The organism is Bradyrhizobium sp. CAR08 (assembly GCF_052871955.1).
The window spans coordinates 1-26,142 of record NZ_JBIXJX010000037.1 but is presented as its reverse complement, the minus strand read 5'-3'; the positions used below and the strand labels follow the sequence as shown (position 1 = coordinate 26,142).

Genomic DNA, 26,142 nt, shown 5'->3' with positions numbered 1-26,142 from the left:
GCTCGACCGCGACGGCCGCTACGGAATCTTCTTTGCCAGTTGGCAGGTCGGATCAATCGACTTGACGCGCAGCCAAACTGTCAGTGATGTGTCCGAACAGGCGTCAGCTATGTCTCCGGTCTAAACACTTGACCGGGCGATCCAGTACGCCGAGACGCCTGTGATCAAGCGCTAAGGCCACTGCGTACTGGATTCCCTGTTTTCGCGGGGAATGACAGCGAGGGCGGGGCGCTATGCTTCGGCCCAATCGACGCACGCCCCATTGTGCCCTATGGTGCCGCGCTCTCCCATCAACAACGACAAAAACAACAATGATGTACCTGGAAACGCCGCCGCGCCTGATCGAGACCAGACTCTTTTCCGCCATGCCCGACAAATTCCGCCGCAAGGGCGAGCGCACCGATTGGGCCGATGCCAACCGGCCCGGTGTGCCGACGGATTCCTTCATCGAAGGGCCGTCGTTCGACAAGGATGGCAATCTCTACATCGTCGACATTCCCTTCGGCCGCATCTTCCGCATTGCGCCTGACGGCGAGTGGTCGCTGGCGATTGAATATGAGGGCTGGCCGAACGGACTGAAGATTGCGGCGGACGGCCGCATCCTGGTCGCCGACTACAGGCACGGCATCATGGAGTTCGACGCCAGGGCAGGGCGCATTGCGCCGGTGCTGACCTCGCGCAACTCGGAGTCTTTCCGGGGCTGCAACGATCTGCATCTCGCGTCCAACGGCGACATCTATTTCACCGACCAGGGACAGACCGGCCTGCATGACCCCAGCGGCCGCGTCTATCGCCTGACGCAAAGCGGCCGGCTCGATTGCCTGATCGACACTGGTATCAGCCCAAATGGCCTGGTGCTCGATCCAACCGAGACCGTGCTGTTCGTCGCAATGACGCGCGACAACGCGGTGTGGCGGCTGCCGTTCATGAAGGACGGCAGCGTGTCGAAGGTTGGCCGCTTCTGCTCGCTGTTCGGCACCAGCGGCCCTGATGGCATGACAATGGATGCCAAGGGCCGCCTGTTCGTCGGTCACGCCTCACTCGGCCATGTCTTCGTGTTCGCGCCCAACGGCGAATTGATTGCGCGGGTCAAGTCGTGTGCAGGTCCGAATTGCACCAATGTCGCCATTGGTGGCGCGAAGAAGGATCGGCTCTACATCACGGAGTCCGCAACCGGTAGCGTATTGGTCGCTGACATCGGCGTATTGAACTCTTGAGCGCGACGGCGGTTGCCTGAGCGAACGAGTGGTATCGGAGCAAATATGAACACGAAACCCTTCGGCAAAACGGGTGCCAGCGTCTCCGTCATCGGGCAGGGCACATGGTATCTCGACCATGGCGATCGCAAGCGCGCGATCGCGGCGCTTCAGCGCGGGCTCGACCTCGGCATGACCCACATCGATACCGCCGAGATGTATGGCGATGCCGAACTCGTCATTGCGGATGCGATCGCGGGCCGACGCGATGAAGTGTTCCTCGTATCAAAGGTGCTGCCGAGCAACGCCTCGCGCCGCGGAACCATCACCGCCTGTGAGCGCTCGCTGAAGCGGCTGAAAACCGATCGGCTCGACTGCTATCTGCTGCATTGGCGCGGCTCGTATCCGCTGGAGGACACCGTCGCCGCATTCGAGGAACTGGTGAAGGCCGGCAAGATCAAATCCTGGGGCGTCTCCAATTTCGATGCCGATGATCTCGACGAGATCCTCGACGCCGCCGGCGAACACCGCATCGCCTGCAATCAGGTGCTCTATCATCTGAAGGAACGCGCGATCGAGCACGCGGTGATCCCGTGGTGCGAACGGCATGGTGTCGCCGTCGTCGCCTATTCGCCATTCGGCCACGATGATTTCCCTGCGAGCAACAGCAAGGGCGGCGCGGTGCTGGCGCGCATCGCGGAGGCGCGTCGCGCGACGCCGCGCCAGGTCGCACTGAGTTTCCTCACCCGTGCAACTACGGTGTTCGCGATCCCGAAGGCGTCGTCCGCGGAACATGCCGGCGACAATGCTGCGGCCGGCGATCTGGTGCTGACGAAAGACGAGATCGCGGCGCTCGATGCGGCGTTTCCGCGCGGTCCGAAGCCGCGCGGCCTGCCCATGCTGTAGTGCACAAACGCCCGTTATTAATGGGGTCTTGACGTGCGCGGACGTGAGCGCATATCGGCATCCTGTTTTCGGAAGTTGTGAAAGCGGCGCAATTATCGTTTTTTACGATCATTCCCGATTCGCATTCCTAGGTTCCAGCCGTGACCCCGCCGCCCGCCGCAGCCGCAAGGCTCGACAGTATTCCCATGCCCATGCCGGAAAAGAAGCCGCAGGCGCGACGGGCGCCGGCGCGCGTCGATCACCCGTTCAAAGGCATCGCGCTGGTGCTGCTGTCGACGATCTTTCTCGGCTGCTCCGATGTTACCGCGAAATATCTGTCGTCGAGCCTGCCGTCGATCGAGATCACCTGGATCCGCTTCGTGACGTTTGCGCTGATGTTCACGCCGGTGATGCTGCCGGGCTCGCCGCTCCATGCGATGCGCACCGAGCGCCTCGGCCTGCAGTTGATGCGCGGCGCGGCATTGCTCGGCTCTTCGCTGTTCTTCATCACCGGCCTGAGCTTCCTGCCGATCGCAGAAGCGTCCGCGACCGGCTTCGTCTCGCCGCTGTTCGTCACCGCGCTCTCGATCGTCTTCCTGAGCGAGAAGGTCGGCATGCGCCGTTGGATCGCGACCGCGATCGGCCTGACCGGCGTGCTGATCATCCTGCGCCCGGGCTCCAGCGCGTTTCACGCCGCCGCCTTCTTCCCGATCGTCTCGGCGTTCTGCTGGGCCGCGGCGCTGATCCTGACGCGCATGATGAGCGGGCGTGAAGCCGTCCTCACCACGATGGCCTATTCGGCGCTGACGGGCGTTGCGATCCTCTCCCTGATGGTACCGTTCGTCTGGGTCACGCCGACCTGGACCGCGATCGGGCTTGGCATCGTGATCGGCGTCGCGTCCACCGTCGGCCAGTGGATCATCGTCCTGGCCTATCGCTACGGCGATGCCTCGGTGCTGGCGCCGTTCTCGTACACCCAGTTGCTGTGGGTCAGCATTCTCGGCTTCTTCCTGTTCGGCGAAGTGCCTGATGTCTGGACCGTCACCGGTGCGGCCTTCATCGTCGCCAGCGGCCTCTACATCGCCCATCGCGAGCGCATCCGCCGCGCCCAGCTCCTGATCCTGGAAGAGCGTTCCCCGAACCCCTGACGCAAGTTCGCGCGTCCGCTTCGTGCTATCAATGGCTCCAACACCACGGGAGGAGCCGGATGCGCGCTGCGATTTTCAGGAACGGTGAGATTGTCGTCGACCGGATGGCCGAGCCAAAGCCGGGCCCCGGCCAGGTGCTGGTCAAGACGCTCGCCTGCGGCATCTGCGGCTCCGATCTGCACGCGCGCCAGCACGCCCACCGCATGGTGGAGATGGCGCGAAAGACCGGCCGCAAGCCGATGGATCTCGCCCGCGACGTCGTGTTCGGCCATGAGTTCTGCTGCGAGATCGTCGACTTCGGCCCGGGGACCGTGCGCAAGCTCAAGTCGGGCACGCGCGTCTGCTCGCTGCCAGCCCTCGTAACGCCGCAGGGCATCGAAGGTATCGGTTACTCCAACGACAATATTGGCGGCTATGCCGAGGCGATGCTGCTGAGCGAAGCGCTGCTGCTCGAGGTGCCCAACGGTCTCGCGCCGGAGCATGCCGCGCTCACCGAACCGCTCGCGGTCGGCGTTCACGCCGTCGCCAAGGCCAACATCCGAGGCGGCGAAGTGCCGCTCGTGATCGGCTGCGGTCCGGTTGGGCTCGCGGTGATTGCGGCGCTAAAGCTCAAGGGCCTGCATCCGATCGTCGCGGCCGACTATTCGCCGGCGCGGCGCGCGCTTGCGGCAAAACTCGGCGCCGATGTCGTCGTGGATCCACGGGTGTCGCAGCCCTATGCCACCTGGGCCGAGCATGCGCAGATGTCCGATGCCGAAAAGGCGGCCCGGCCGCCGTTCCAGGCGATGCTGCCCGCGCTGAAGCCCGCGATCATCTTCGAATGCGTCGGCGTGCCCGGTCTGTTGCAGCAGGTGTTCGAAGGCGCGCCGCGCGATGCGAGGATCGTCGTGGTCGGTGTGTGCATGGAGACCGACAGGAGCGAGCCCATGCTCGGCATCATGAAAGAGCTCAACGTCCAGTATGTGCTCGGCTACACGCCGGACGAATTCGCGGCGTCACTGCGCCTGATCGCGGAGGGGCAGGTGGATGCGGCGGCAATGGTGACGGCGGAAGTCGGCATCGACGGTGTCGCAAAGGCTTTCGCAGATCTCGCCAACCCTGAGGCTCACACCAAGATCATCGTGCAGCCGTGGCGGTGATGCCTTACACCGGCAGCGCGATCGAATATTTCACCTGGCTGAGCGCAAAGCTGGACTCGATCGAGGCGATGCCGTCGAGCCGGGTCAGCTTGGTCTTCAGGAAAGTCTCGTAGGAGGCGAGGTCGGCGGCGACCACGCGCAAGAGATAGTCGCGATTGCCGGTCATCAGATAGCATTCCAGCACCTCGTCCCATTTCGAGATCGCGCGCGCGAAGCGGTTGAGGTCCTCCTCCTTCTGCCGGGCCAGCTTGATCGAGATGAAGACGCTGACATGCAGCCCCAGCGCCTTCTGGTCCACGGTCGCGATGTAGCGCGAGATGACGCCGCGTTCCTCGAGCAGCTTGACCCGGCGATGGCATGGCGACACCGAAAGCCCGACCTTGTCGGCGAGTTCCTGCATGGTCAGTCGGCTGTCGTTCTGGAGCAGAGCGAGGATTTTTCGGTCAATGGCGTCGAGGTCGGGCATTGGGATGAACCTGTCGTTTTTTCCTGCTGATTGGTAAGCTATCCCAATATTGGCTGGTATTGCGCGAAAAATTGAGAAGTTTGGCGCTTCCTGCAGGGGTATCATCGGGCACCTGTTTTCCGGGAGCATTGCCATGCCCGTTGATACCGCCCGCCTCGACACACTGACCGCGCTGGCTCGCAAGGCGCTGTGGCTGTCGTCATGGACCATCCATCACGCCAACCACATCCGCCCGAATGCGGACGGCCTGAAGGTCGGGGGACATCAGGCCTCGTCGGCCTCGCTCGCCACCATCATGTCGGCGCTGTATTTCCACGTGCTGAAACCCGAAGATCGCGTCGCGGTGAAGCCGCATGCGAGCCCGGTGTTCCACGCCATCCAGTATCTGTTCGGCCGGCAGAGCCGCGAGAAGCTGGAGAACTTTCGCGGCTTCAAGGGCGCGCAGTCCTATCCCTCGCGCACCAAGGACGTCGACGACGTCGATTTTTCCACCGGCTCGGTCGGCCTCGGCGTTGCGCAGACGCTGTTCGCCTCGCTGGTGCAGGACTACGTCAAGGCGCATGGCTGGATGAAGGATCGCCGCGAGGGGCGGATGATTGCGCTGGTCGGCGATGCCGAGATGGACGAGGGCAACATCTTCGAGGCGCTGGCGGAAGGCTGGAAGCACGGCCTGCGCAACACCTGGTGGGTGGTCGACTACAACAGGCAGTCGCTCGATGCCGTCGTCCGCGAAGGTCTCTGGGAAAAGTTCGAGACCGTATTCCGCAATTTCGGTTGGGACGTGGTGATCGTGAAATACGGCCGCCTGATGCGCGAGGCCTTTGCCGAGCCCGGCGGCGAGGCGCTGAAGCGCTGGATCGACAATTGCCCGAACGCACTCTACGCCGCACTGTGTTTTCAGGGCGGCGCGGCGTTCCGCAAACATTTGCACGACGAGATCGGCGATCAGGGCCCCATCACCAAACTGATCGACAAGCGCAGCGACGACGAGCTACTGGCGCTGATGTCGAACCTCGGCGGCCATGACATGGCGAGCATGCTGGACGCCTTTGAATCCATCGATCACGATCGCCCGGTCTGCTTCATCGCCTACACCATCAAGGGCGTCGGCCTGCCGTTCCAGGGCCACAAGGACAATCATGCCGGCCTGATGACGGTCGCGCAGATGGAGAAATATCGCGACAGCCAGAACATCCGGCCCGGACACGAATGGGACAGATACGAGGGTCTCGCGCAAAGTGCCGCCGAGCTCGACGCCTTCCTCGCGGGCGTGCCGTTCAACCAGGACGGCCGCCGGCTCACCGCGCCTGTTATCGAGGTGCCGTCGCAGCTTGCCTTCAAGCCGGCGCCGCAGATGTCGACCCAGCAGGGTTTTGGGCTGGTGCTGAACGAGATCGCGCGCGGCGACAGCGAGCTCGCCAAGCGCATCGTGACGACATCGCCTGACGTCACCGTCTCGACCAATCTCGGTCCGTGGGTGAACCGGCGCGGCCTGTTTGCGCGCGGCGAGAAGGCGGACTTATTCCGTAGCGAGAAAATTCCATCCACCTTCAACTGGGACTTCTCGCCCAAGGGCCAGCATCTCGAACTCGGCATCGCCGAGATGAACCTGTTCATCATGCTCTCGGCGCTCGGCCTGTCGCACCAGATCAACGGCGAGCGGCTGCTGCCGGTCGGCACGCTCTACGATCCCTTCATCGAGCGCGGTCTCGATGCGCTGAACTATGCCTGTTACCAGGATGCGCGCTTCATGGTGGCGGCGACCCCCTCAGGTATCACGCTCGCGCCCGAAGGCGGCGCGCATCAGTCGATCGCAACCCCTTTGATCGGCATGGCGCAGGATGGCCTTGCCTCGTTCGAGCCGGCCTTTGTCGACGAGCTCGCCGTGATCATGGGGTGGGGCTTCAATCACATGCAGCGCGATCCGGGTGAGGGCGGCTCGGTCTATCTGCGGCTCTCGACGCGCTCGATCGAGCAGGCGCAGCGGATCATGACGCCCGAGCTCGCACAGGGCATCACCGACGGCGCGTATTGGTTGCGCAAGCCGGGCCCCAATGCCGAAGCCGTCATCGCCTATACCGGCGCCGTTGCGCCAGAAGCGATCGAAGCGACCGGCTTCATCGGCGAGAGCCGGCGCGACATCGGCCTGCTCGCGATCACGTCCGCAGATCGTCTGCATGCGGGATGGACCGCCGCACGGAAATTGCGCCGTGATCGGCGCGGCGTGCAGCATCTCAGCCACATCGAAAAACTGCTCGCACCGCTGCCGCGCGACTGCGGCATCGTGACCGTGATCGACGGCCATCCGGCGGCGCTCGGCTGGCTCGGCAGCATCCGCGGCCATCGCGTCGAGGCGCTCGGCGTCGAGCAGTTCGGCCAGACCGGCACCATCGCAGACCTCTACCGCCACCACGGCATTGACGCCAACGCCATCATCGATGCGGCCGAAAGCCTCACCACCGGCGCGCCGGTGTTGCATCGGAAGATGGCGGTGTAGTTCTCCGTCGTGGTCCTGGCCCCCGTGCGCAATTGCGCACTGGGCCAGGACGACGGCAATCGAGACCTTGCCACCCCTCCGCCATCGGCTCATATAACCTCGGTCCGCCGCAATGCTGGCCCCGCATATGGCGGGTTCAATTGCCGGCGCTTTCGTGCAAGGATGCCTGCCGAAACGCCCCCCAAGCCCCCAAGAAGAGGTTCACTATGGTCAATCGCATGCAGTTCTACATCGACGGCGCCTGGGTCGATCCCGCCGTCAAGAAGTCCACCGCCGTGGTCAATCCGGCGACGGAAGAGGCGATGTACGAGGTTGCGCTGGGCTCCAAGGCCGACGTTGACAAAGCCGTCGCCGCCGCCAAGCGCGCGTTCGTGACGTTCTCCCAGACCAGCCGTGACGAGCGCGTCGCGCTGCTCACCAAGGTCATCGAGATCTACAAGGGCCGTCTTAAGGAGATCGGCGCCGCCGTCTCCGACGAAATGGGTGCGCCGCTGCCGATGGCGGAGAAGCTGCAGGCCGGCGCCGGTCTTGGCCACCTCATGACCACGCTCGACGTGCTCAAGAACTATCATTTCGAGGAACCGGTCGGCACCGCCATGGTGCTGCGCGAGCCGGTCGGCGTGGTCGGCATGATCACGCCCTGGAACTGGCCGCTCAACCAGATCGCCTGCAAGGTCGCGCCCGCGCTCGCCGCCGGCTGCACCATGATCCTGAAGCCGTCGGAGTTCACCCCGACCTCGGCGCTGATCTTCGCGGAAATCCTTCACGAAGCCGGCGTGCCGAAGGGCGTGTTTAACCTCGTCAACGGTCTCGGCCCCGAGGTTGGCGCCGCCATGAGCGAGCACCCCGACATCGACATGATCTCGTTCACCGGCTCGACCCGCGCCGGCATTGACGTGGCCAAGCGTGCGGCACCGACCGTGAAGCGCGTCAGCCAGGAGCTTGGCGGCAAGTCACCGAACGTCATCCTCGAAGGCGCCGACCTCACGAAGGCGGTGACCGGCGGCGTGATGCACATGTTCAACAACTCCGGCCAGTCCTGCAACGCGCCCTCGCGCATGATCGTGCCGGCCTCGAAGATGAAGGAAGTCGCCGCGATCGCGAAGGCTGTCGCCGACAAGACCAAGGCGGGCGATCCGCGCGCCGAAGGCACCACCATCGGTCCCGTGGTCAACCGCGGCCAGTGGGACAAGATCCAGGGTCTGATCAAGAAGGGCATCGACGAAGGCGCAACGCTCGTCGCCGGCGGTCCGGGCCTGCCCGAAGGCGTCAACAAGGGCTTCTATGTCCGTCCCACCATCTTTGCCGACGTCACCCCTGACATGACCATCGCCCGCGAAGAAATCTTCGGACCGGTGCTGACGATCATCGGCGCCAAGGACGAAGCCGAAGCCGTGCACATCGCCAACGACACGCCCTATGGGCTTGCCGGCTACGTTACGGGCGCTTCCGTCGAGGACGCCAAGCGCGTCGGGCGGCAGATCCGCGCCGGCAACGTCAATCTGCAGGGCGTGCCCAACGATCGCAGCGCACCGTTCGGCGGCTACAAGCAATCCGGCAACGGCCGCGAGTGGGGCAAGTACGGCCTCGAGGACTTCCTCGAAGTGAAGGCCGTCGCTGGCTTCAACGCGGCGTAGGCGTTACTGCCTGGGTGAACATGACGCCGGAGCGGGACACCGCTCCGGCGTTTTCTATTCTCTTACGGTTGCCCCCTGTGCTTTCAGGCGGCACCACCCCGGGTAGTCCGTCACAATTTCGAAGAAATCGTCATGATAAATGAAACCCAACTCTGTCAGGCGTGCGCTCATCGCTTTCAGGGCTTCGCGCCCGAAATGCGGACCGAACGACAATAGGTCGTCACTCTGATCAAGCGGTTGATCGACCTCCAGAGTCTTCAACAGATTATCTAAGGCAATCGCTCTCTCGACCAATGCTGCTCGACGTACAACTAGGCCATATTCGCCCGTAATGTTGATCCAACCTTTTGCCGGTCATGGAGAATCCTGAGAGGGGTCTGAAGCTGCGACGACTATCCCCCGACCGCGCCCTGCGTGTTCACATACAACGCGTAGATCGACTGGCTTGCCGCCATGAACAGGCGGTTGCGCTTGACGCCGCCGAAGCAGAGGTTGGCGCAACGTTCGGGCAGGGCGATGCGGCCGATCATGACGCCGTCGGGCGCGAACACCACGACGCCGTCGAGCTCGGGATCGCCCATGCCCCAGCCGCACCACAGATTGCCGTCGATGTCGCAGCGCATGCCATCAGGCGTGCCCGGGCCTGCGTCGATGAAGACGCGCTTGTTGGAGATCGTGGTGCCATCAGGCGAGACGTCATAGGCGAGGATCTTGCGGTTCGGCACGCCGCGTGATTCCACGACGTAGAGGATTTTCTCGTCCGGCGAGAAGCACAGCCCGTTGGGGCCGAGCACGCCTTCGGCAACGATGGTCGCCTTGCCGGTCGCGGGATCGAACCTGTAGACGTTCGGCTCGATCTCAGGCTCGGCCTTGTAGCCCTCGTAATTGCCGAGCAGACCGAAGGTGGGATCGGTGAACCAGACCACGCCATCGGATTTCACCACGACGTCGTTCGGCGAGTTGAGCTTCTTGCCGCCGAACGAGTCCATCAGCACGGTGATGCTGCCGTCATATTCGGTGCGGGTGACGCGCCGCCCGCCATGCTCGCAGGTGACGAGCCGGCCCTGGCGATCCCTGGTATTGCCGTTGGCGAAATTGGAGGGCTTGCGGAACACGCTGACAGCGCCGGTCTCCTCCTCCCATTTGACGATGCGCTGGTTCGGAATATCGCTGCACAGGAGATAGCGCCCGTCGCCGAACCACACCGGACCCTCGGCCCAGCGCAGGCCGCTCGTCAGCCGCTCTACCGCCGAGAGTTTTAGCCAGTATTTTTCGAAGCGGGGATCGAGTGCCTTTATCGCCGGATCGGGATAGTAGCTCGCCGGCCGCCAGCCTGGCCGCTCCTGGGGATGGGACGATGCCTCATTCATGTCGGTTCTCTCGTTTCGTTCCCTCTGGACAATCCTGCTATCATTAGAGACATGTGACCGCAAATTGGTTGCCAAAGGCGAGGAAAGACATGCCGCGTATCTTGATGACGGGAGCTTCGGGCGGGATCGGAACGCGTCTGCGAAAACTGTTGCCGCCGATCTATCCGGACCTGCTGCTCAGCGACATCCGCCCGCCCGCCGATCTCGGCCCCAACGAGCAATTCAAGGCGGCGGATCTGTCCGACCTCGCCCAGTGCGAGGCGATCTGCGAGGGCGTCGACGGCATCATCCATTTCGGCGGCTATTCGGTCGAAGGTCCCTGGAACGACATCCTCCAGGCCAACATCATCGGCGGCTACAATCTGTTCGAGGCCGCGTACCGCAAGGGCGTCAAGCGCGTGGTGTTCGCCTCCTCGAACCATGCCGTCGGATTCTATCCGCGCCACCACAAGATCGGCACCGACGTGACCCCGCGTCCCGACGGCCGCTATGGGGTCAGCAAGGTGTTCGGCGAAGCGGTCGGCGCGCTCTATGCCGACAAGCATGGCCTGAAGGTGACGTGCCTTCGCATTGGCAATTTCGGCGACGTGCCGCTGGACCTTCGCCGGATCTCGATCTGGCTGAAGCCGGAAGATCTGGTGCAGCTCTGTCAGATCGGGCTCGAGCATCCCGACATTCATTTCGAGATCTTCTACGGCGTGTCCCTGAACGAACGTGCCTGGTGGGACAACCACCGCGCCTACGAGTTCGGCTACCGTCCCACGGGGCGCTCCGAGGATCATGTGGCGCATGCGATGGCCGAGCAGGCCAAGCTGAAGCCCGATCCGGTCGGCGATCACTATCAGGGCGGCGCGTTCTGCAGCAACGACTTCGACGGCGACACAAGTCGCATTATCGATTGGACCAAGCGGTAGGAGCGCATTCGCAAATCTAGGGTGTCGGAATCGACGCCCTAGACAACGCGTTTGCCGGCCTGGGCCGCGACGGGCCTCTGTACAAAGTACATCAGGATCAGGGAAATCACCGCCGTCGTCACGACGACGTATCCCAGCCGGTCGAAATGCCGGAGCGTACCGTCGGCGTCCTGCGCGATGAGTGCAGCGGCGAGCACGGAGCCGAGCCCGCCGGAGAGCTGTTGCAGCGACGCGCCGACCGCGCTGAAGGAGCCGCGTTGCGCCGGCTCGGGGATTGCCGAAATCAACGCCTGCGAAGGAATCATGCGGGAGAAGATGCCGACGAACATCAGGACGTTGACCAGGATCGCGACCGTCAGGCTCACCTCGCCGAGATGGGTGTAGATCAGCACCATCACGATGGACATGGCGCTGCCGAAGACGAAGGTGGGGTATTTGCCGAAGGCATCGCTCGCGCGTCCCACCAGCGGGCCGATGACAATGCTGAACAGGCCGGAGACGAGATAGATCGTCGGCAGATGCACGATGTCGATGCCGAGATTGTGCACGGTGTAGGCGCTGCCGAACGGCATCAGCATGTAGCCGCCGGTCGCCAGCAGGGTCGTTACCGAAAACGCCATCCAATAACGCGGCTGCGAGACCGTGGCGATCAGATGCCGGAACGGATTTCGATCCTGCTTCAGCCCGAGATGGCCGTTCACCGGCTTCATCAGGAGCATCACTGCGGTCATCCCGATCACCGACAGTCCGACCAGCGCGCCGAACGCGACGTGCCAGTTCCACTGGTTGGCGAGGAAAAGACCGGCCGGGATGCCCAGCACCTGGCTTGCAGCGAAGGCGGTTTGCACGAAACCCATGACGCGGCCGCGCAATTGCAGCGTGAACAAATCGGTGACGATGGCGAGCACGACCGAGCCGATCACGCCGCCGAACAGGCCGGTCACGATCCGCCCCAGCAGCAACAGATGATAGTTGGGCGCGATCGCGCACAGCATCGTGCCAAGGGTGAAGCCGGCGTAGAAGAACAACAGCAGCCGCTTGCGATCAAACCGGTCGGCAAAGCCGGCCGCCAGGATGCCGGAAATCCCCGCGCTGAACGCATAGGCCGAGACCGCCACGCCGAACAGAGCGGCCGAAATATCAAGCGCCGGCATCATGATGGCGCCGAGCGGCGACATGATCATGAAATCGATGATGATCGTGAACTGGACCAGCGCCAGCAGCGCAACGAGGATCGCCTGGTAGCGCGAGAAGCCTCGGGATGGCGCTTGCCGCTCGGCGATCGGCTCCGTCAGGGTTTGTTCGGTCATGGCATTTCATTTGGGAGGGAGTGGAGGAGGACGCGCGACGTGGCGCCGGAGCCCGGCCCATATTTATTTCCGGCTCTGCGAAATTTCGATGGCTTGACAAACAGTTTTAGTGTTCGTCCCAGCGCGGTGCCTCGATTCACACGGGGCGAGCGACGCAAAGGCCTGAGCCTCGCTTTGGCCGTTCCGGCCATTGATCCAGATCAACGTTGCTCTGGCCGTCTGGCTCTCGATTTTGCGAGACCGCAATTCGGCAATCGGTGCCTCGATCACGGCTCAACGGCGGCAGCGCGAGCCAGGACAATGAAAATCGAATTGCCAGCCGCCGTACTGCTCACGCTGTTCATGTCGGGACCGGCGCGGGCCGCGATGCTCGGCGACGCCGAGGCGACGTTTCTCGACCAGCTCGTCACCGCATCCGCGGTGCTCGAACAACGATGTGTCGGCTACGAGGTCGATGGTGCCGGCAGTGTACAGCTCGGCGCCCGACTTCTCGGCAGCACGGATGCCGCGATGGCGATGATCGACGCCTATGCTGCAGCCATCAAGGCCCGCGATGGCGAGAGCTCCGATCCCGGTAAATTCCGCCCCGAAGTGTCCGACGCTGCCGGCAAAACGTTCAGGCGCGTCCGGACCGATCTGATCAGAAACCCGAAGAGAGCCTGCGCCGACTATGGCGATGCCAGCGTGGATCGCGGTCTGCTGAGGCGGTACTGAACCGGGACTTGAGGGATTCAGATCTGCGCAAACGAAAGGGCCGTCTCGAAAGACGGCCCTTGGTTGTTATTCGACGATCTCAACGATCCGGTGGGTTCGCGGTTCGACCAGAACCGTGCGACCGTTCACCACCGTGTAACGATACTCACGGGCGCCGTACTCGGGCGGCACCTCGTAATAGGTCACGCCCTCTTCCGGAAGAACCGCCCCGACTCTCACATCTTCGCGGTACTGATATGAGGGCCGCCGCTGTTCGACGACGTAGGAGTGAAAGCGAGGACGTTGATCGACACCAAGGACTCCCGCCACGCCGCCAACGACGCCGCCGACGACGCCACCCACAACTGCACCGACAGGCCCTGCCGCTCGCTCACCATCCCGCGCACCGCGTTCGACGCCTCCGGGAACGCCCTGGGCCTGGGTCGTTACGGGAAGCAGGACGGCGACGGCAAAAGCGGCGGCTCCGACTAAACGGCAAATCATGGCAGCTCCTATGGTGGGGGATTGGTGCAAGACCAAGTACCAAGCCGACCATAGGTTCCCCAGAAGTTGTGGACTGCGGGCGTTATTGCCCGAAATGGGCTCGTGCGGCCTGCAATTGCGGGCAATCCAGCGCGCCCGTATCGCGTGAACTGCACCACCGCGCGAAGCGAACGTCTCCCATCTATGAACGCGGGCCCTGCTGTTCGGCTTGCTCACCCCCAATCCGCGCCAGATAGTCCGACTTGCTGAACTGCATATGATCGACGCACAGCTGGGCCAGCGCCCAGCTGTCACGGCCTTTCAATAGCTCGATCATCAGCTCGTGCTGGCGCCTTGATTGCGCGAGGCCGTCTCGGTCGGCGAGGTTCTTGGCGCGCATCGGCAGCGTCAGGTTCATGTAGTCCTGCAGCGAGCGCACCAGATAGGGATTGCCGCAGGCCGAGAACAGCGCGAGGTGGAAGGCGTCGTTGGCCTCGTGGATACCGCGCAGGTCCTGCAAATCCGCTCTCGCGCAATATTGTCGTTGCAATGCGGAGAGCTCGTCGATCAGGCCTTGTTGCGCGGGCAGGGGAATCATCAGCGCCGCCTGCCGCGTCAGCATCTCCCGGACCTCGTAGATCTGCCGGACCTCTTCGGCCGAGTAAAACCGCACGGTGGCGCCGACATTCTTCTCGCGGCGGACGATGCCCCGGCGCTCCGCATCCACCAAGGCCTGCCGCACGAAATGGCGCGAAGTGCCGTAAGCCGACATCAGCGCGTCCTCTGTGAGGCGCGCGCCTGGCGCAAGTCGGCCGAAGATGATGTCCTCTTCGAGCCGCGCGACGATGTCGTCCGGATCGTCGCGCCGGACCATCGTGGCGTCTGCGATGTGAATGTCGGACATGCCCTCGGCCTCCCGGCGCTTGGCCGGTTCGTCCTGTGGAGCAGGGAAGGCCCTGATTGTCAATAATCTGGTCTCCACCAGCGCGCAACACGGGTAAATGGCAGGTTTGACGTCTGTCTTATTGACAATCAAGGGGCAGTCTGTAGGACAATGACCCGGTAATGGGAGTGGTATGATGACGAGTGGGTTGCGCAAAGGGCTGACGAGCTATGGCGATGCCGGCTTCTCGCTGTTCCTGCGCAAGGCGTTCATCAAGGCCATGGGCTATTCCGACGACGCGTTGGAGCGTCCGATCGTCGGCATCACCAACACCTATAGCGACTACAATCCCTGCCACGGCAACGTCCCGCAGATCATCGAGGCCGCCAAGCGCGGCGTGATGCTGTCGGGCGCGATGCCGTTCGTGTTCCCGACGATCTCGATCGCGGAGAGTTTTGCGCATCCGACCTCGATGTATCTGCGCAATCTGATGGCGATGGACACCGAGGAGATGATCCGCGCGCAGCCGATGGATTCGGTGATCGTCATCGGCGGCTGCGACAAGACTCTTCCTGCGCAGGTGATGGCGGCGATCAGCGCCGACCTGCCGACGGTGGTCATCCCCGTTGGCCCCATGGTGGTTGGTCATCACAAGGGCGAGGTGCTGGGCGCCTGCACCGATTGCCGTCGCCTCTGGGGCAAGTATCGCGCCGGCGAAATGGATGATGTCGAGATCGAGGCGGTGAACGGCCGCCTTGCGCCGTCGGTCGGCACCTGCATGGTGATGGGCACCGCCTCCACCATGGCCTGCATGATCGAGGCCATGGGCCTGTCGCTGCCGATGAGCGCGACGATTCCCGCCCCGCATGCGGAGCGCTTTCGCCTTGCCGAGGCGAGCGGCAGGGTGGCCGCCGAGATGGCCAAGACCAAAGGTCCGAAGCCGAGCGAGGTGCTGACGCCGGCATCTTTTAAGAATGCCCAGGTCGTGCTCCAGGCGATCGGCGGCTCGACCAACGGCCTGATCCATTTGACCGCGATGGCACATCGTTCGCCACACCGGCTCGACCTCGGGGTGTTCGACCAGATCGGCCGCGAGGTGCCGGTGCTGGTCGATCTCAAGCCGTCGGGCGAGCATTACATGGAGCATTTCCATCACGCCGGCGGCGTGCCGAAACTGCTGGCGCAACTCGGCGATCTCGTCGATCTCGATGCCAAGACGATCACCGGCCAGACGCTGCGCGATATCGCGGCGAACGCGGAAGACGTGCCCGGCCAGGACGCGATCCGTCCGCGGGACAATCCGATCAAGAAGGAAGGTGGCCTCGCCGTGCTGCACGGTAATCTCGCGCCGCGCGGCGCGGTTATCAAGCAATCCGCCGCGAGCCCAAAGCTGCTGCAACACACGGGCCGTGCGGTGGTGTTCGAATCCGTCGAGGATATGACGCTGCGGGTGGACGATCCCGATCTCGACGTCACGGCCGATGACGTGCTGGTGCTGCGCAACGCCGGTCCTAAGGGCGCGCCCGGCATGCCGGAGGCGGGCTATCTGCCGATCCCGAAGAAGCTCGCGCGCGCTGGGACCAAGGACATGGTGCGCATTTCGGATGCGCGCATGAGCGGCACCGCATTCGGCACCATCGTGCTGCACATCACGCCGGAATCCGCCGTCGGCGGCCCGCTGGCGCTGGTGAAGAACGGCGACATGATCCGGCTCGACGTCGCCAAGCGCAGCATCGAGCTTCTGGTGGATGCTACCGAACTGGAACGGCGGCGTACGGCATTGAAGCCCGCGGCTGCGCCGGATGAGGCGCGGCGCGGCTATGCGTGGCTGTTCAACGAAACCATCATGCAGGCCGACGAGGGCTGCGACTTCGATTTCATGCAGAGGACTGGGAAGAAGACTGAGCAGAAAACTAAAAGTGGGTGACCAACCACCCGGAAGCGTAGCCCAGACCGCTAAAGCGGCGGGCGTTAAAACAGGGGGAAACGATGATTGCACGATCCATGCCAAGATTCTTGCATCGGCTGGCGGCAACGGCCGCAATCCTGTTCGTCACGGGCGCATCGGCGCAGGAGGTGAAGCATTATCGCTTCGCCTACGACCAGCCGCGCAATACCGGCTACTCCATCGCGGGCGACCTCTTTGCCGAAAAGCTCAAGGAATTGAGCAAAGGCACCATGATCATCGATCAATATCCGGGCGCGCAGCTCGGGCAGGAGCCGCAGGTGCTCCAGCTCGTGAAGGCGGGCGACGTCGAGTTCTCGATCATCTCCTCGGCGAACACCGCGACGATCTCGCCGCAAGCGGGCGTGATGTCGTTGCACTTCCTGTTCCGCGACGAGAACCACGTGGTCAAGGGTCTGGCCGATCCAAAAGTGTTCGAGGCGCTCAAGACCATGATCGACGAGACCACACAGGGTCTGCACGTCATCGCGACCGGCTCGCAGGGCGTGCGCCACATGTACTCGAAGAGGGAGATCCACAATGTCGGCGACATCAAGGGCCTGAAGATCCGGGTGCAGGCGACTGCGACCGAGGACACCATGTTCCCGGCCTACGGCGCCCAGACCGTGCACATGCCGTTCGGCAGCGTCTACACGAGCCTGCAGACCGGCGTCGTCGACGTCGCCGAGAACAGCATCAACGTCTACCTCGTCAACAAGCACTACGAGGTCGCGCCGGTCCTGAACATCACCGAGCACGAAGCCAACAACGCGCTGGTGTTCATCTCGGACAAGCTCTGGCAGAGCCTGTCGGCCGAGCAGAAGAGATGGGTCCAGGCGGCGGGGAACGAGGTCAGCTCCAAGGAGCCGCAGAAGGCCTTCGACCTCGAACGCACCGCGGCAGAGAAGCTGAAAAAGATGGGCGTGAAGATCGTCGACAACGTCGACAAGAAGACCTTCACGGCGATCGCCGATCCCTATCTCGACAAGCTCGCCAAGGAGCTCGGCCCGCACGCCGAGAAGATCAAGGATTTGATCCGCTCGATCAACTAGGCCGCGTACCGTTGCCTCCGCGTCGTCCCGGCGAAAGCCGGGACCCATACGCCGCGGCGGAGCTTGGGGCAGGATAGCCGCCAGCTTGCTTTGACCACACGCAGCTGGGGATATGGGTCGCGGCTTTCGCCGGGACGACGGGGATAGTGATGACAATCGCCGACAAACTGCTGGTGCAACGCCAACGGCACCTCAAATGGCGCGGGCTGGACTGGCTCGAGCTCGCCTTGATGATCCTCTGCGGCGTGCTCTGCTTCGGCTTCTCGCTGTCGGTGACCGCCGACATCGTCACCCGTACCATCGGCCATCCCTGGCTCTGGCTCCAGGAAGTGACCTCGACGCTGTTCATCTATGCGATTTTCGTCGGCACCGCGGCCGCGACCCGGCGCAACGACCACCTCTATCTCACCGCGATCTCCGAGGCGATGCACGGCACGCCGCGTCTGATCGTCGAAGTCATCATCCGGATCGTGGTGCTCGGCGTCGCCTTCTGCCTGATCTTGTACGGATATCAGAACTATCTCCGCGGCTTCGGCAGTTTTCGCCTGCCGTCGGGCACGCCGATCGCCTCGCTCTACGCGATCATCCCGCTGTCGGGCGTGCTGGTCGGCCTGTTCACCATCGAGCAGCTCGTCAACGGTCTGCGCAACGGCTTTGACCACCCCGAGCCGCCCGAAGAGGACGACGGGGCGCCTGTCATCAGCGACGTACAGATGAGGGCGCAGCCGTGAGCGCACCCATTGTTCTGGCGTTGATGACGGTCTGCTTCCTGTCGTTCGGCTATCTCGGCGTGCCCGTGCCGTTCTCGCTGATGGCCGGTGTCTTCATCGGCGCGCTGCTGTCGGACGTCTCGCTCGCCGCAATCATCCAGAAAATCTTCGACGGCGTCGATTCCGAGGCGCTGCTGGCGATCCCCTTTTTCCTGCTGGTCGGCGAGCTCATGAGCTCGGCCAATGTGGTGGTTCGAATAGCCAACCTCTCGGTGTCCCTCGTTGGCCACATCAGAGGCGGCCTGTCGCAGGTCGTGGTCGTCTTCAGTATGTTCTTCTCGGAAATGTCGGGTTCGACCACCGCCGACGTCGCCGTGATGAGCCGCGCTCTGGGCGGCCCGATGAAGCGCGAGGGTTACGAGCCCGCCTTCATCGCCGCGATCATCGCATCCGCATCGACCATCGCGGCGCTGGTGCCGCCGAGCATCACCGCGGTGGTCTATGGCGCCGTCGGCAATGTCTCGATCGCCGGCCTGTTCATGGCAGGCGTCGTGCCGGGCCTGATGATCGGCTTCGGGTTGATGATCTATTGCTATTTCTTCGGCCCGTCCGGCCTGCGCAAGCCGCGCGCGCCGCTGCGGCAGGTGGTGTTCGCGGCCGGCGATGCGGCGCTGCCGCTGATGATTCCGGTGATCCTGTTGGGGGGCATCCTGACCGGCTGGTTCACGCCGACGGAAGCCGGTGTCGTCGCCGTGGTCTGGATTGTCGTCGTCGTGATCCCAGCGCTCAACCGCGGGCATATCAGGAAGATTCCGTACGATTTCTGTCTCGCCGGCCTGATCTTCTCGCTGCCGCTGATCACGATCGGCGCCGCCAATGCGTTCGGCTGGATGCTCGCCTATTTGCGCGGTGCAAGCTACATCGCCGAAGTCATCACCTCGCTCGCCGGCAACGACCCGCATCTGATCATGCTGCTGATGGTGCTGCTGTTCACGGTCGTCGGCGATTTCATCGAGCCGGTGCCGACCATCATCATTTTCATGCCGCTGGTCAACACACTGACGGAAGCCGGCGACATCAACGCCGTGCATATGGGCGTGGTGCTGATCGCCACGCTCGCCTTCGGCCTGATCACGCCGCCTTACGGCTTGGTGCTGCTGATGGCCTCGAAATTCGTCGGCGTCAGTTTCGCAAAGGCGCTACGCGCCGCTTTGCCGATCTATCTGGTGTTCCTCGGGACGATCGCGTTTGCGATCTATTTCCCGAGTGTGGTGCTGTGGCTGCCGCAGAAAGTGCTGCCGGAATCGGTCGGATGCTTCAAGTCGCCGGCGGGCACGGGCTATATCTGTCCCAAGTAAGCCTGCTCGAGTGACCGCTACTTGCTCTTGCTGGTGAACTTCTTCACGGCGGTTCGAAACTCCTCCGTGTTCATCGCCATGATGATCTTGTGCTCCTCGGCGTCGAGCTGCTGCTTCACCGGCGTGGTGGCGGCTTGGTAGATCAGCGATTTAGTGCCGGCAATCGCGGCGATCGGGTTCTGCGCCAGACGCTCGGCGAGGGTTCGCGTTGCCGCCCTCAGGTCGGCGGCGGGAACGACCTTCGCAACCAAGCCCCATTCCTGGGCCTGCTGCGCGGTAAAATTATCCTCGGCCAGGAAAATCTGCAGCGCGCGGCGGGAGCCGACCGTGTTGACGATGCCGACCGTAGATCCGCCATCCGGCGAGACGCCGATCTTGGCATAGGCCGGCGTGAATTTGGCATCCTCCGCGGCGATGCAGAGATCGGTGACGAACGCGAGGCCCATGCCGGCGCCGGCCGCCGAGCCGTGCACGCTGGACAGCGAGACCTTCGGCATGCGCCGGAGGATCTCGATGAAGGCGTGATAGTGCTTCAACAGCTCGCCGACGACCGGCGTCACCGTGCCCGCTTCGGCGGCGGCGCCGATCGTCTGCAGGTCGCCGCCGGCCGAGAAGGCGCGGCCTTCGCCTTCGAGGACCACGACCCTGACGTCGTCGGCGCCCTCGATGTAAGCCGCGAGCTGTTCGAGCTTTTGTGCAATCGCCAGATTGATCGAGTTGAACGCGGCGGGGCGATTCAGCGTGATGGTCGCGATCGGGCCATCGATCCGCAGCAAGGCGGGATCGTCGGGCTGGGAGACGGGAGCTGGCATCTTGAAATCCCCGGCATGAGGTCGATGCACGAACTAAATCGCAGAAGGCGAGGAGTGACAATCCCCGCCTGGTGCTCTTGCGCAAGCCGGAACGATAGGCTCAAATGGGCCGGCCTTCGTTTAGGGACGGACACGAGCGCCGGCTCCTCCTAGGCTAGCAAGCCAAAATCAGAGAGAGGAGACGACATGGGTGACGCTCGTGTCTTGCGGAAATGGGCTGTCCAATGACGGATGGTCCGGTGATCATTGTCGGTGCCGGCCATGGCGGCTATCAGGTCGCGGCATCGCTCCGCCAGGCGGGATTTTCCGCTCCCATCTGCCTGATCAATGACGAGGCGCATCTGCCCTACCAGCGGCCGCCGCTGTCCAAGGCCTATATCAAGGGCGTGGCCGGGCCGGAGAGCCTGATGTTCCGGCCGGAGAAATTCTATCAGGACCAGAGCATCGAGCTCGTGGCGGGCCGCGCGGTGTCGATCGACCGTGCGGGGCGCAAGGTGCTGCTCGCCTCGGGCAGGACGCTGCCCTACGGCCACCTCGTGCTGGCGACCGGCGCCCGCAACCGGCTGCTCGATCTGCCCAATGCGAACCTTCCCGACGTGAAATATCTGCGCATCCTCGACGACAGCGAGGCGCTGCGGCAGATCATGCCGTCAAAGACGCGGGTCGTGGTGATCGGCGCCGGCTTCATCGGCCTCGAATTCGCGGCCACCGCGCGCATCAAGGGGCTAGAGGTCGACGTGCTCGAACTCGCCCCGCGCGTGATGGCGCGCGCGGTGACGGCTGAGGTGTCGGAGTATTTTCAGGCGCGGCATCGCGAGGCCGGCATCCGCATCCACCTCGGCGTGCAAGCAACCGCGATCGAGGCGGAGGACGGCAAGGTCACCGGCGTCTCCTTGAGCGACGGAAGGCATTTGCCGGCGGATCTTGTCGTGGTTGGCGTCGGCGTGCTGCCGAATATCGAGCTCGCGGCGGAGGCGGGGCTGCCGGTCGCGGCCGGTATCATCGTCGACGAATATCTCTCGACCGCTGATCCCGATATCTCGGCGATCGGCGATTGCGCGCTGTTCAAAAGCCCGCGCTTCGGCGGATCGCAGCGGCTGGAATCGGTGCAGAATGCCACTGATCACGCGCGCTGCCTCGCGGCGCGGCTGACCGGCGACCGCAAGGCCTATGACAGCCATCCCTGGTTCTGGAGCGACCAGGGCGAGGACAAGCTCCAGATCGCGGGCCTCACCACCGGCTACGACCGCGTCGTGCTCCGCGGCGATCCCGCCAAGAAGGCGTTCTCGGCGTTCTGCTACAAGGGGGACAATCTGCTCGGCATTGAATCGATCAACCGTGCCGGCGACCACATGTTCGGCCGCCGCCTGTTCGGCCTGGATCGCTCGATCACGCCGGAGCAGGCCGCCGATGAAAGCTTTGACCTGAAGGGCGCGCTGGCGTGATCAGTCGGCGTTGAGGACGGCGGCGACTTCCGCGGCCGTCGGCATCGATGGCCCCGCGCCCATGCGCTGCACGGAGATCGAGGCGGCGGCATTGGCGAAGGCGAGTGCCGCGCGCAAGTCGATGCCGTCGGCGAGCTGCGCCGCGAGCGCTCCCACAAAACAATCGCCTGCGCCTGTGGTGTCGAGCGCCTTCACCACGCGGCCGGACACCGAAATCTCCTTGCGTCCCGCGAGCGCCAGCACGCCGCGCTTGCCGAGGGTCACACAGATGGTCTGGTCCTCGCGCGCCTGAAGTTTTCGCGCGACGTCGAGGATCCGCGCTGCCTCGTCAGCGTCGGACAACTCGAGGCCGGCGAGGAGGCCGAGCTCGGTCTCGTTCAGCACGAGGATGTCGACGAGCGCGAGCAATTCGCCCGACATGGTTTGCGCCGGCGCCGGATTGAGCAGGGTCGTAGCGCCGGTGTCGCGAGCCCGCCGGAAGAACGCGGCGATCGTCGGCAGCGGGATCTCGAATTGGCTGACCGCGACATCGCCTTTTGCCAGTAGGACGGCCGCGATGTCGTCGACGCCGACGAGCGCATTGCTGCCGGGAATGACGACGATTGTGTTGTCGGCCTCCGCCACCGTGATAATGGCCGTGCCGGTGTGCGCTTCGGCGGTCTCGCGGATCGCGCCGAGATCGATGCCTTGCGCGCCGAGGAACGTCCTCAGCTCACCGCCGAACGAATCCTTGCCCAGCCGGCCGATCAGCGTGGTCCGCGCGCCAAGTCGCGACGCCGCCACCGCCTGGTTGGCGCCCTTGCCACCCGGAAAATACAGCACCTGCTTGCCGGCGACGGTCTCGCCGACCTTCGGATGGCGATCGGCCGTCGCCACCACATCCATGTTGATGCTGCCGGCGACGAAGACGCGCCCCATAAAAAACCTCGGATGAGAGACCTCGGCGAACGCTAGACCCTGACCTCGAACTCGTGCCTGACCTTGGCGATGTCGACAAGCGTCGGCAGGCCGGCTTCGTTGCCAAGGCGTTGGATCTTGAAGGTCGAGGCTGCCCGGGCAAAATCAAAATGCTCGCGCCAGGTTTTGCCGGGATGGGCGAGATAGGAATAGACATAGGCGCCGTGGAAGACGTCGCCGGCGCCGTTGGTGTCGATCACGCGCTCGCGTGGGATCGGCATCGCCGGCATCACCTGCACCGTTCCGGTCTCGTCGTACCAGAGCAGACCCTTCTCGCCCATGGTGATGCCGCCGATTTTGCAGCCGCGGCTCTTGAGGTAATCCAGCATCTTCTCCGGCGTCAGATCCATCTGCTCGCACAGGCGCTCGGCAACGATGGCGACGTCGATGAATTCCAATAGCTCATGCGTGTTGGTGCGCAGGCCGCCACCGTCGAGCGAGGTCAAGATGCCGGCCTCGCGGCAGACCTTTGCGTAGTGGATCGCGGCATCGGGTTGATGGCCGTCGACGTGCAGCGCGCGACAGCCTCCGAGATTGAGCATCGGGAACGGATGAATGTGGTCGTCGTCGCGGCAGCGGACGATGGCGCGCTTGCCGTCCTTCGGCATGATGAAGGACAGCGAGGACTGGTTGACCTTCCGCCCATGCAGCGAGATCGCATATTTCGCGCACATGTCCATGAACATGCGGCCGAGCCAGTCATTGGCCGCGGTGGCGATGAGATCGGGCACGATGCCGAGCTTGGCGCAGCAGAACGCCGCGGTCACCGCATTGCCGCCAAAGGAAACCGCGTAGTCGGAAGCCACGTGCTTCTCGTCGCCGGTCGGCATGTGGTCGGTAATGAAGACGACGTCGATATAGGTCTGTCCGATGAAGAGAGCCTGCATTGCTTGTCCGTGATGCGCTTTGTGGTCCCGGCCGGCGTGCTTACTGTAACACCGGTTCCGCCGCGGGACCGCTGAAATTATTCGCAAAACCGCCGCTCGGAGTGCTTGAGGTCGGCATGCGGCCGGAATACGACCATCACCGGGCAATGCCAAGCCCGGACAAACGCCGTCTCTCGGTCCATGGTTCCGGGCCAGTCAACAGGGGGAAACATGATCACCGGCCTCGATCACCTCGTCGCACTGGTCAGGGATATCGGTGCGGCCAGGGCGGCCTATCAGACGCTGCTCGGGCGCGCGCCGGCCTGGCAGAACTCGGGCGAGGGCGCCGACCGGGTGCTGTTCACTCTTGCCAACATGACGATCGAATTGATGGCGCCGAACGGCTTCAGCGTGACCGCCGATCGCATGCGCGCGCTGCTCGGCGACCAGGAAGGCGTGCTCGCCAGCCTGTGCTTTCGTGTCGCGGACATGAGCAAAATGCACCGGCGGCTGGAGCGGGTGGCGCTCATGCCGGATCCGGTTGCCGAAGTCGAAAGCAGCGACGCGGAGAGCGGCGCGGTCCTGCACTGGAAGCGGACGCGCGCCGCCACGGAGCTCACGCGCGGCCTGCGCATGTTCTTCCTCGAACTGGCTGATGAGCGCCCGCTTTCGAAGACGACTGATATCGGGCCGATCGATGCGCTCGACCACGTCGTGATCACGACCGAGGATTCCGATCGTGCCGCCGCGCTGTATGGCGCGCGGCTCGGGCTCGATCTGGCGCTCGACCGCTCGCACCAGGATTGGGGCCAGCTGATGTTCTTCCGCTGCGGCGATCTCGTCGTCGAGGTGGTGCGCCGCCCCGTCGCGGGCGGCGATCCCCTGCATGACCGCCTCTGGGGCCTGAGCTGGCGGGTGACCGACATCGACGCCACGCGCGCCCGCCTGATCGCCGCCGGCCTCGAAATCAGCGACGTGCGCAACGGCCGCAAGCCGGGCACGCGGGTGATGACGGTGCGGACCGGCACCTGCGGCATCCAGACGGTCCTGCTGGAGCGCTCGCCGAAGCCGGTGGATTAGGTTAAGTCTCTCCCTCCGTCATTGCGAGCGCAGCGAAGCAATCCAGAATCCCTCCACGGTGGCAGTCTGGATTGCTTCGTCGCAAGGGCTCCTCGCAATGACGGCGAGCGCGTGTTACACGGCATCCTGATAGCACCCAGCGAGCAACCGGTTTGGCGAAAGCAGCGGCAAAGCGAACTCTGAAATGGCAGCGCGATCCCGAGGGGATGCGGCTGCGCATTCTCGAAGCCGCCAAGCAGGAATTCTCGGCGCACGGGCTTGCCGGTGCGCGCGTCGACCGCATCGCGGCCAACGCCGGCGCCAACAAGCGGATGCTCTATTATCACGTCGGCAACAAGGACGAGCTCTATCTCGCGGTGCTCGAAGGCGCCTATGACAAGATCCGCAGCGAGGAGCGCGGGCTCGATCTCGAACATCTCGATCCGCCCGAGGCCATCCGCCGCCTGATCGAGTTCACCTGGAATTACTTCCTGCGCAATCCCGAATTCCTGTCGCTGCTCCAGACCGAGAATCTCGCGCGCGCAAAGCATCTCAAGAAATCGACCAAGGTCAAGTCGATGCACTCGCCCTTCGTCGAGATGATCGGCACCGTGGTGCGGCGCGGTGTGTCCGGCGGCGACTTCAAGGTCGCGGTCGATCCTGTCCAGCTCTACATCTCGATCGCGGGACTGTGCTTCTTCTATCTGTCGAACTCGGCGACGCTCAGCGTGATCTTCGGTCGCGATTTGCTGGCCAAGGACGCCAAGGACGAGCGGCTGGACCACATGGTCGGCCTCGTGCTGGCGGCGCTGACGGGACAGTCGGCTGCGCTGTTAGCTATGACCAAGGCGCCGAAGTCGCGCGCCGCGGTGGCGCAGACGGTTTAGCGCGACTTCGTCGTATCGCTGCTTGCGATAATGGAAATTGTGGAGTCGGACTGCTCCCCCAACGTCGTCCTGGCGAAGGCCAGGACCCATACCGCGTGATCCATCGATCGTGCGTGGTGCCAATCCCGAACGACCAGTCTTCGCCAAACTTCATCCTGTGGTTATGGGTCCCCTGAGTTCACAAACGAAGTGCAACACTTCCATCTGGAGGTGTTGCCATGGGGCGGACTTACAAACAGCTCTCCCTTGACGATCGATGCGAAATTGCCCGCCTTTCGGCCAATGGCGGCTCGGTCGGGCAAGTCGCGGCAGCTTTGGATCGGCCGCCATCAACGATCTCTCGGGAGCTGAGGCGGAACCGTGGCAGGCAAGTCGGCTACAAGCCAAGCTATGCTCAGCAGCAGACCCGGGCGCGGCGCTGGAAGGGCTC

The 26,142-nt window shown here is 63.8% G+C and carries 25 protein-coding genes and 1 pseudogene; 17 read left to right on the top strand and 9 right to left on the bottom strand.

What is annotated here, in order from left to right:
* The 5 genes and pseudogenes from ACIPUD_RS38495 to ACIPUD_RS38475 form a co-directional block, all read left to right on the top strand.
* A pseudogene (locus ACIPUD_RS38495) lies at positions 1 to 124 on the top strand (IS481 family transposase); the annotation flags it as partial.
* 190 nt (positions 125 to 314) lie between these two features.
* Positions 315 to 1,217, top strand: coding sequence for an SMP-30/gluconolactonase/LRE family protein (locus ACIPUD_RS38490; protein WP_377830616.1), 903 nt, complete (start codon positions 315 to 317; stop codon positions 1,215 to 1,217).
* A 45-nt stretch (positions 1,218 to 1,262) separates the two neighbouring features.
* Positions 1,263 to 2,102 carry an aldo/keto reductase gene (locus ACIPUD_RS38485; RefSeq protein WP_018457083.1) on the top strand — a complete coding sequence of 280 codons (840 nt, stop codon included), beginning with the start codon at positions 1,263 to 1,265 and terminating at the stop codon, positions 2,100 to 2,102.
* 185 nt (positions 2,103 to 2,287) lie between these two features.
* The gene (locus ACIPUD_RS38480; RefSeq protein WP_018457082.1) at positions 2,288 to 3,229 is read left to right on the top strand and encodes a DMT family transporter; all 942 of its coding nucleotides are present in this window, start codon (positions 2,288 to 2,290) and stop codon (positions 3,227 to 3,229) included.
* Between the two features lie 59 nt (positions 3,230 to 3,288).
* Positions 3,289 to 4,368 carry a zinc-binding dehydrogenase gene (locus ACIPUD_RS38475; RefSeq protein ID WP_085352129.1) on the top strand — a complete coding sequence of 360 codons (1,080 nt, stop codon included), beginning with the start codon at positions 3,289 to 3,291 and terminating at the stop codon, positions 4,366 to 4,368.
* Between the two features lie 4 nt (positions 4,369 to 4,372).
* On the opposite strand, the gene ACIPUD_RS38470 is transcribed toward ACIPUD_RS38475, so the two are convergent.
* Positions 4,373 to 4,834, bottom strand: a complete 462-nt coding sequence (locus ACIPUD_RS38470; protein WP_014497003.1) for an Lrp/AsnC family transcriptional regulator — start codon at positions 4,832 to 4,834, stop codon at positions 4,373 to 4,375.
* A 133-nt stretch (positions 4,835 to 4,967) separates the two neighbouring features.
* On the opposite strand from ACIPUD_RS38470, the gene ACIPUD_RS38465 reads away from it, so the two are divergent.
* Both ACIPUD_RS38465 and ACIPUD_RS38460 read left to right on the top strand, forming a co-directional pair.
* Complete coding sequence (locus ACIPUD_RS38465; protein ID WP_446482816.1) at positions 4,968 to 7,331, top strand: transketolase; 2,364 nt, start codon at positions 4,968 to 4,970, stop codon at positions 7,329 to 7,331.
* A gap of 206 nt (positions 7,332 to 7,537) precedes the next feature.
* The gene (locus ACIPUD_RS38460; RefSeq protein ID WP_085352131.1) at positions 7,538 to 8,968 is read left to right on the top strand and encodes an aldehyde dehydrogenase family protein; all 1,431 of its coding nucleotides are present in this window, start codon (positions 7,538 to 7,540) and stop codon (positions 8,966 to 8,968) included.
* Positions 8,969 to 9,022: 54 nt separating this feature from the next.
* Here the strand turns inward: ACIPUD_RS38460 and ACIPUD_RS38455 are convergent, their stop codons facing one another.
* The gene (locus ACIPUD_RS38455; RefSeq protein ID WP_204510587.1) at positions 9,023 to 9,229 is read right to left on the bottom strand and encodes a hypothetical protein; all 207 of its coding nucleotides are present in this window, start codon (positions 9,227 to 9,229) and stop codon (positions 9,023 to 9,025) included.
* A gap of 131 nt (positions 9,230 to 9,360) precedes the next feature.
* Positions 9,361 to 10,338 (bottom strand): SMP-30/gluconolactonase/LRE family protein, encoded by a 978-nt coding sequence (locus ACIPUD_RS38450; RefSeq protein ID WP_204510588.1) that lies wholly within the window; start codon positions 10,336 to 10,338, stop codon positions 9,361 to 9,363.
* An 89-nt stretch (positions 10,339 to 10,427) separates the two neighbouring features.
* On the opposite strand from ACIPUD_RS38450, the gene ACIPUD_RS38445 reads away from it, so the two are divergent.
* Positions 10,428 to 11,252 (top strand): NAD-dependent epimerase/dehydratase family protein, encoded by an 825-nt coding sequence (locus ACIPUD_RS38445; protein WP_204510589.1) that lies wholly within the window; start codon positions 10,428 to 10,430, stop codon positions 11,250 to 11,252.
* Positions 11,253 to 11,290: 38 nt separating this feature from the next.
* Here the strand turns inward: ACIPUD_RS38445 and ACIPUD_RS38440 are convergent, their stop codons facing one another.
* On the bottom strand, positions 11,291 to 12,562 hold the full coding sequence (locus tag ACIPUD_RS38440) for an MFS transporter (RefSeq protein ID WP_446482815.1): 1,272 nt from the start codon (positions 12,560 to 12,562) through the stop codon (positions 11,291 to 11,293).
* A gap of 300 nt (positions 12,563 to 12,862) precedes the next feature.
* On the opposite strand from ACIPUD_RS38440, the gene ACIPUD_RS38435 reads away from it, so the two are divergent.
* Positions 12,863 to 13,276, top strand: a complete 414-nt coding sequence (locus ACIPUD_RS38435; protein WP_085352135.1) for a hypothetical protein — start codon at positions 12,863 to 12,865, stop codon at positions 13,274 to 13,276.
* Between the two features lie 66 nt (positions 13,277 to 13,342).
* On the opposite strand, the gene ACIPUD_RS38430 is transcribed toward ACIPUD_RS38435, so the two are convergent.
* Positions 13,343 to 13,759 carry a DUF1236 domain-containing protein gene (locus ACIPUD_RS38430; RefSeq protein WP_446482814.1) on the bottom strand — a complete coding sequence of 139 codons (417 nt, stop codon included), beginning with the start codon at positions 13,757 to 13,759 and terminating at the stop codon, positions 13,343 to 13,345.
* A gap of 181 nt (positions 13,760 to 13,940) precedes the next feature.
* On the bottom strand, positions 13,941 to 14,642 hold the full coding sequence (locus tag ACIPUD_RS38425; RefSeq protein WP_085352224.1) for a GntR family transcriptional regulator: 702 nt from the start codon (positions 14,640 to 14,642) through the stop codon (positions 13,941 to 13,943).
* 175 nt (positions 14,643 to 14,817) lie between these two features.
* Here ACIPUD_RS38425 and ACIPUD_RS38420 point away from each other — a divergent pair, with 175 nt between their 5' ends.
* From ACIPUD_RS38420 to ACIPUD_RS38405, 4 genes are all read left to right on the top strand, one after another.
* On the top strand, positions 14,818 to 16,548 hold the full coding sequence (locus ACIPUD_RS38420; protein WP_204510591.1) for an IlvD/Edd family dehydratase: 1,731 nt from the start codon (positions 14,818 to 14,820) through the stop codon (positions 16,546 to 16,548).
* A 62-nt stretch (positions 16,549 to 16,610) separates the two neighbouring features.
* Entirely contained in the window at positions 16,611 to 17,618 is a 1,008-nt protein-coding gene (locus ACIPUD_RS38415; protein ID WP_204510592.1) for a TRAP transporter substrate-binding protein, read from the top strand.
* A gap of 149 nt (positions 17,619 to 17,767) precedes the next feature.
* Entirely contained in the window at positions 17,768 to 18,349 is a 582-nt protein-coding gene (locus ACIPUD_RS38410) for a TRAP transporter small permease (RefSeq protein ID WP_247488782.1), read from the top strand.
* Complete coding sequence (locus ACIPUD_RS38405; protein ID WP_204510594.1) at positions 18,346 to 19,686, top strand: TRAP transporter large permease; 1,341 nt, start codon at positions 18,346 to 18,348, stop codon at positions 19,684 to 19,686. Before ACIPUD_RS38410 ends, ACIPUD_RS38405 begins: the two co-directional genes overlap by 4 nt.
* Positions 19,687 to 19,703: 17 nt before the next feature.
* Here the strand turns inward: ACIPUD_RS38405 and ACIPUD_RS38400 are convergent, their stop codons facing one another.
* Positions 19,704 to 20,498, bottom strand: coding sequence for an enoyl-CoA hydratase/isomerase family protein (locus ACIPUD_RS38400; protein ID WP_354263555.1), 795 nt, complete (start codon positions 20,496 to 20,498; stop codon positions 19,704 to 19,706).
* Between the two features lie 224 nt (positions 20,499 to 20,722).
* Between ACIPUD_RS38400 and ACIPUD_RS38395 the strand changes: the two genes are divergently transcribed.
* The gene (locus tag ACIPUD_RS38395; RefSeq protein WP_446482813.1) at positions 20,723 to 21,943 is read left to right on the top strand and encodes an NAD(P)/FAD-dependent oxidoreductase; all 1,221 of its coding nucleotides are present in this window, start codon (positions 20,723 to 20,725) and stop codon (positions 21,941 to 21,943) included.
* On the opposite strand, the gene ACIPUD_RS38390 is transcribed toward ACIPUD_RS38395, so the two are convergent.
* Together ACIPUD_RS38390 and ACIPUD_RS38385 are read right to left on the bottom strand one after the other, a co-directional pair.
* Positions 21,944 to 22,861, bottom strand: a complete 918-nt coding sequence (locus tag ACIPUD_RS38390; protein WP_446482812.1) for a ribokinase — start codon at positions 22,859 to 22,861, stop codon at positions 21,944 to 21,946.
* Positions 22,862 to 22,893: 32 nt separating this feature from the next.
* Complete coding sequence (locus ACIPUD_RS38385) at positions 22,894 to 23,787, bottom strand: sugar kinase (RefSeq protein WP_446482811.1); 894 nt, start codon at positions 23,785 to 23,787, stop codon at positions 22,894 to 22,896.
* Positions 23,788 to 23,997: 210 nt separating this feature from the next.
* On the opposite strand from ACIPUD_RS38385, the gene ACIPUD_RS38380 reads away from it, so the two are divergent.
* The 3 genes from ACIPUD_RS38380 to ACIPUD_RS38370 all read left to right on the top strand — a co-directional run.
* The gene (locus ACIPUD_RS38380) at positions 23,998 to 24,846 is read left to right on the top strand and encodes a VOC family protein (RefSeq protein ID WP_446482810.1); all 849 of its coding nucleotides are present in this window, start codon (positions 23,998 to 24,000) and stop codon (positions 24,844 to 24,846) included.
* Between the two features lie 206 nt (positions 24,847 to 25,052).
* Positions 25,053 to 25,712 carry a TetR/AcrR family transcriptional regulator gene (locus tag ACIPUD_RS38375; RefSeq protein WP_018457063.1) on the top strand — a complete coding sequence of 220 codons (660 nt, stop codon included), beginning with the start codon at positions 25,053 to 25,055 and terminating at the stop codon, positions 25,710 to 25,712.
* Between the two features lie 218 nt (positions 25,713 to 25,930).
* On the top strand, positions 25,931 to 26,142 hold a 212-nt coding region (locus tag ACIPUD_RS38370; protein WP_446482809.1), incomplete at its 3' end, for a helix-turn-helix domain-containing protein.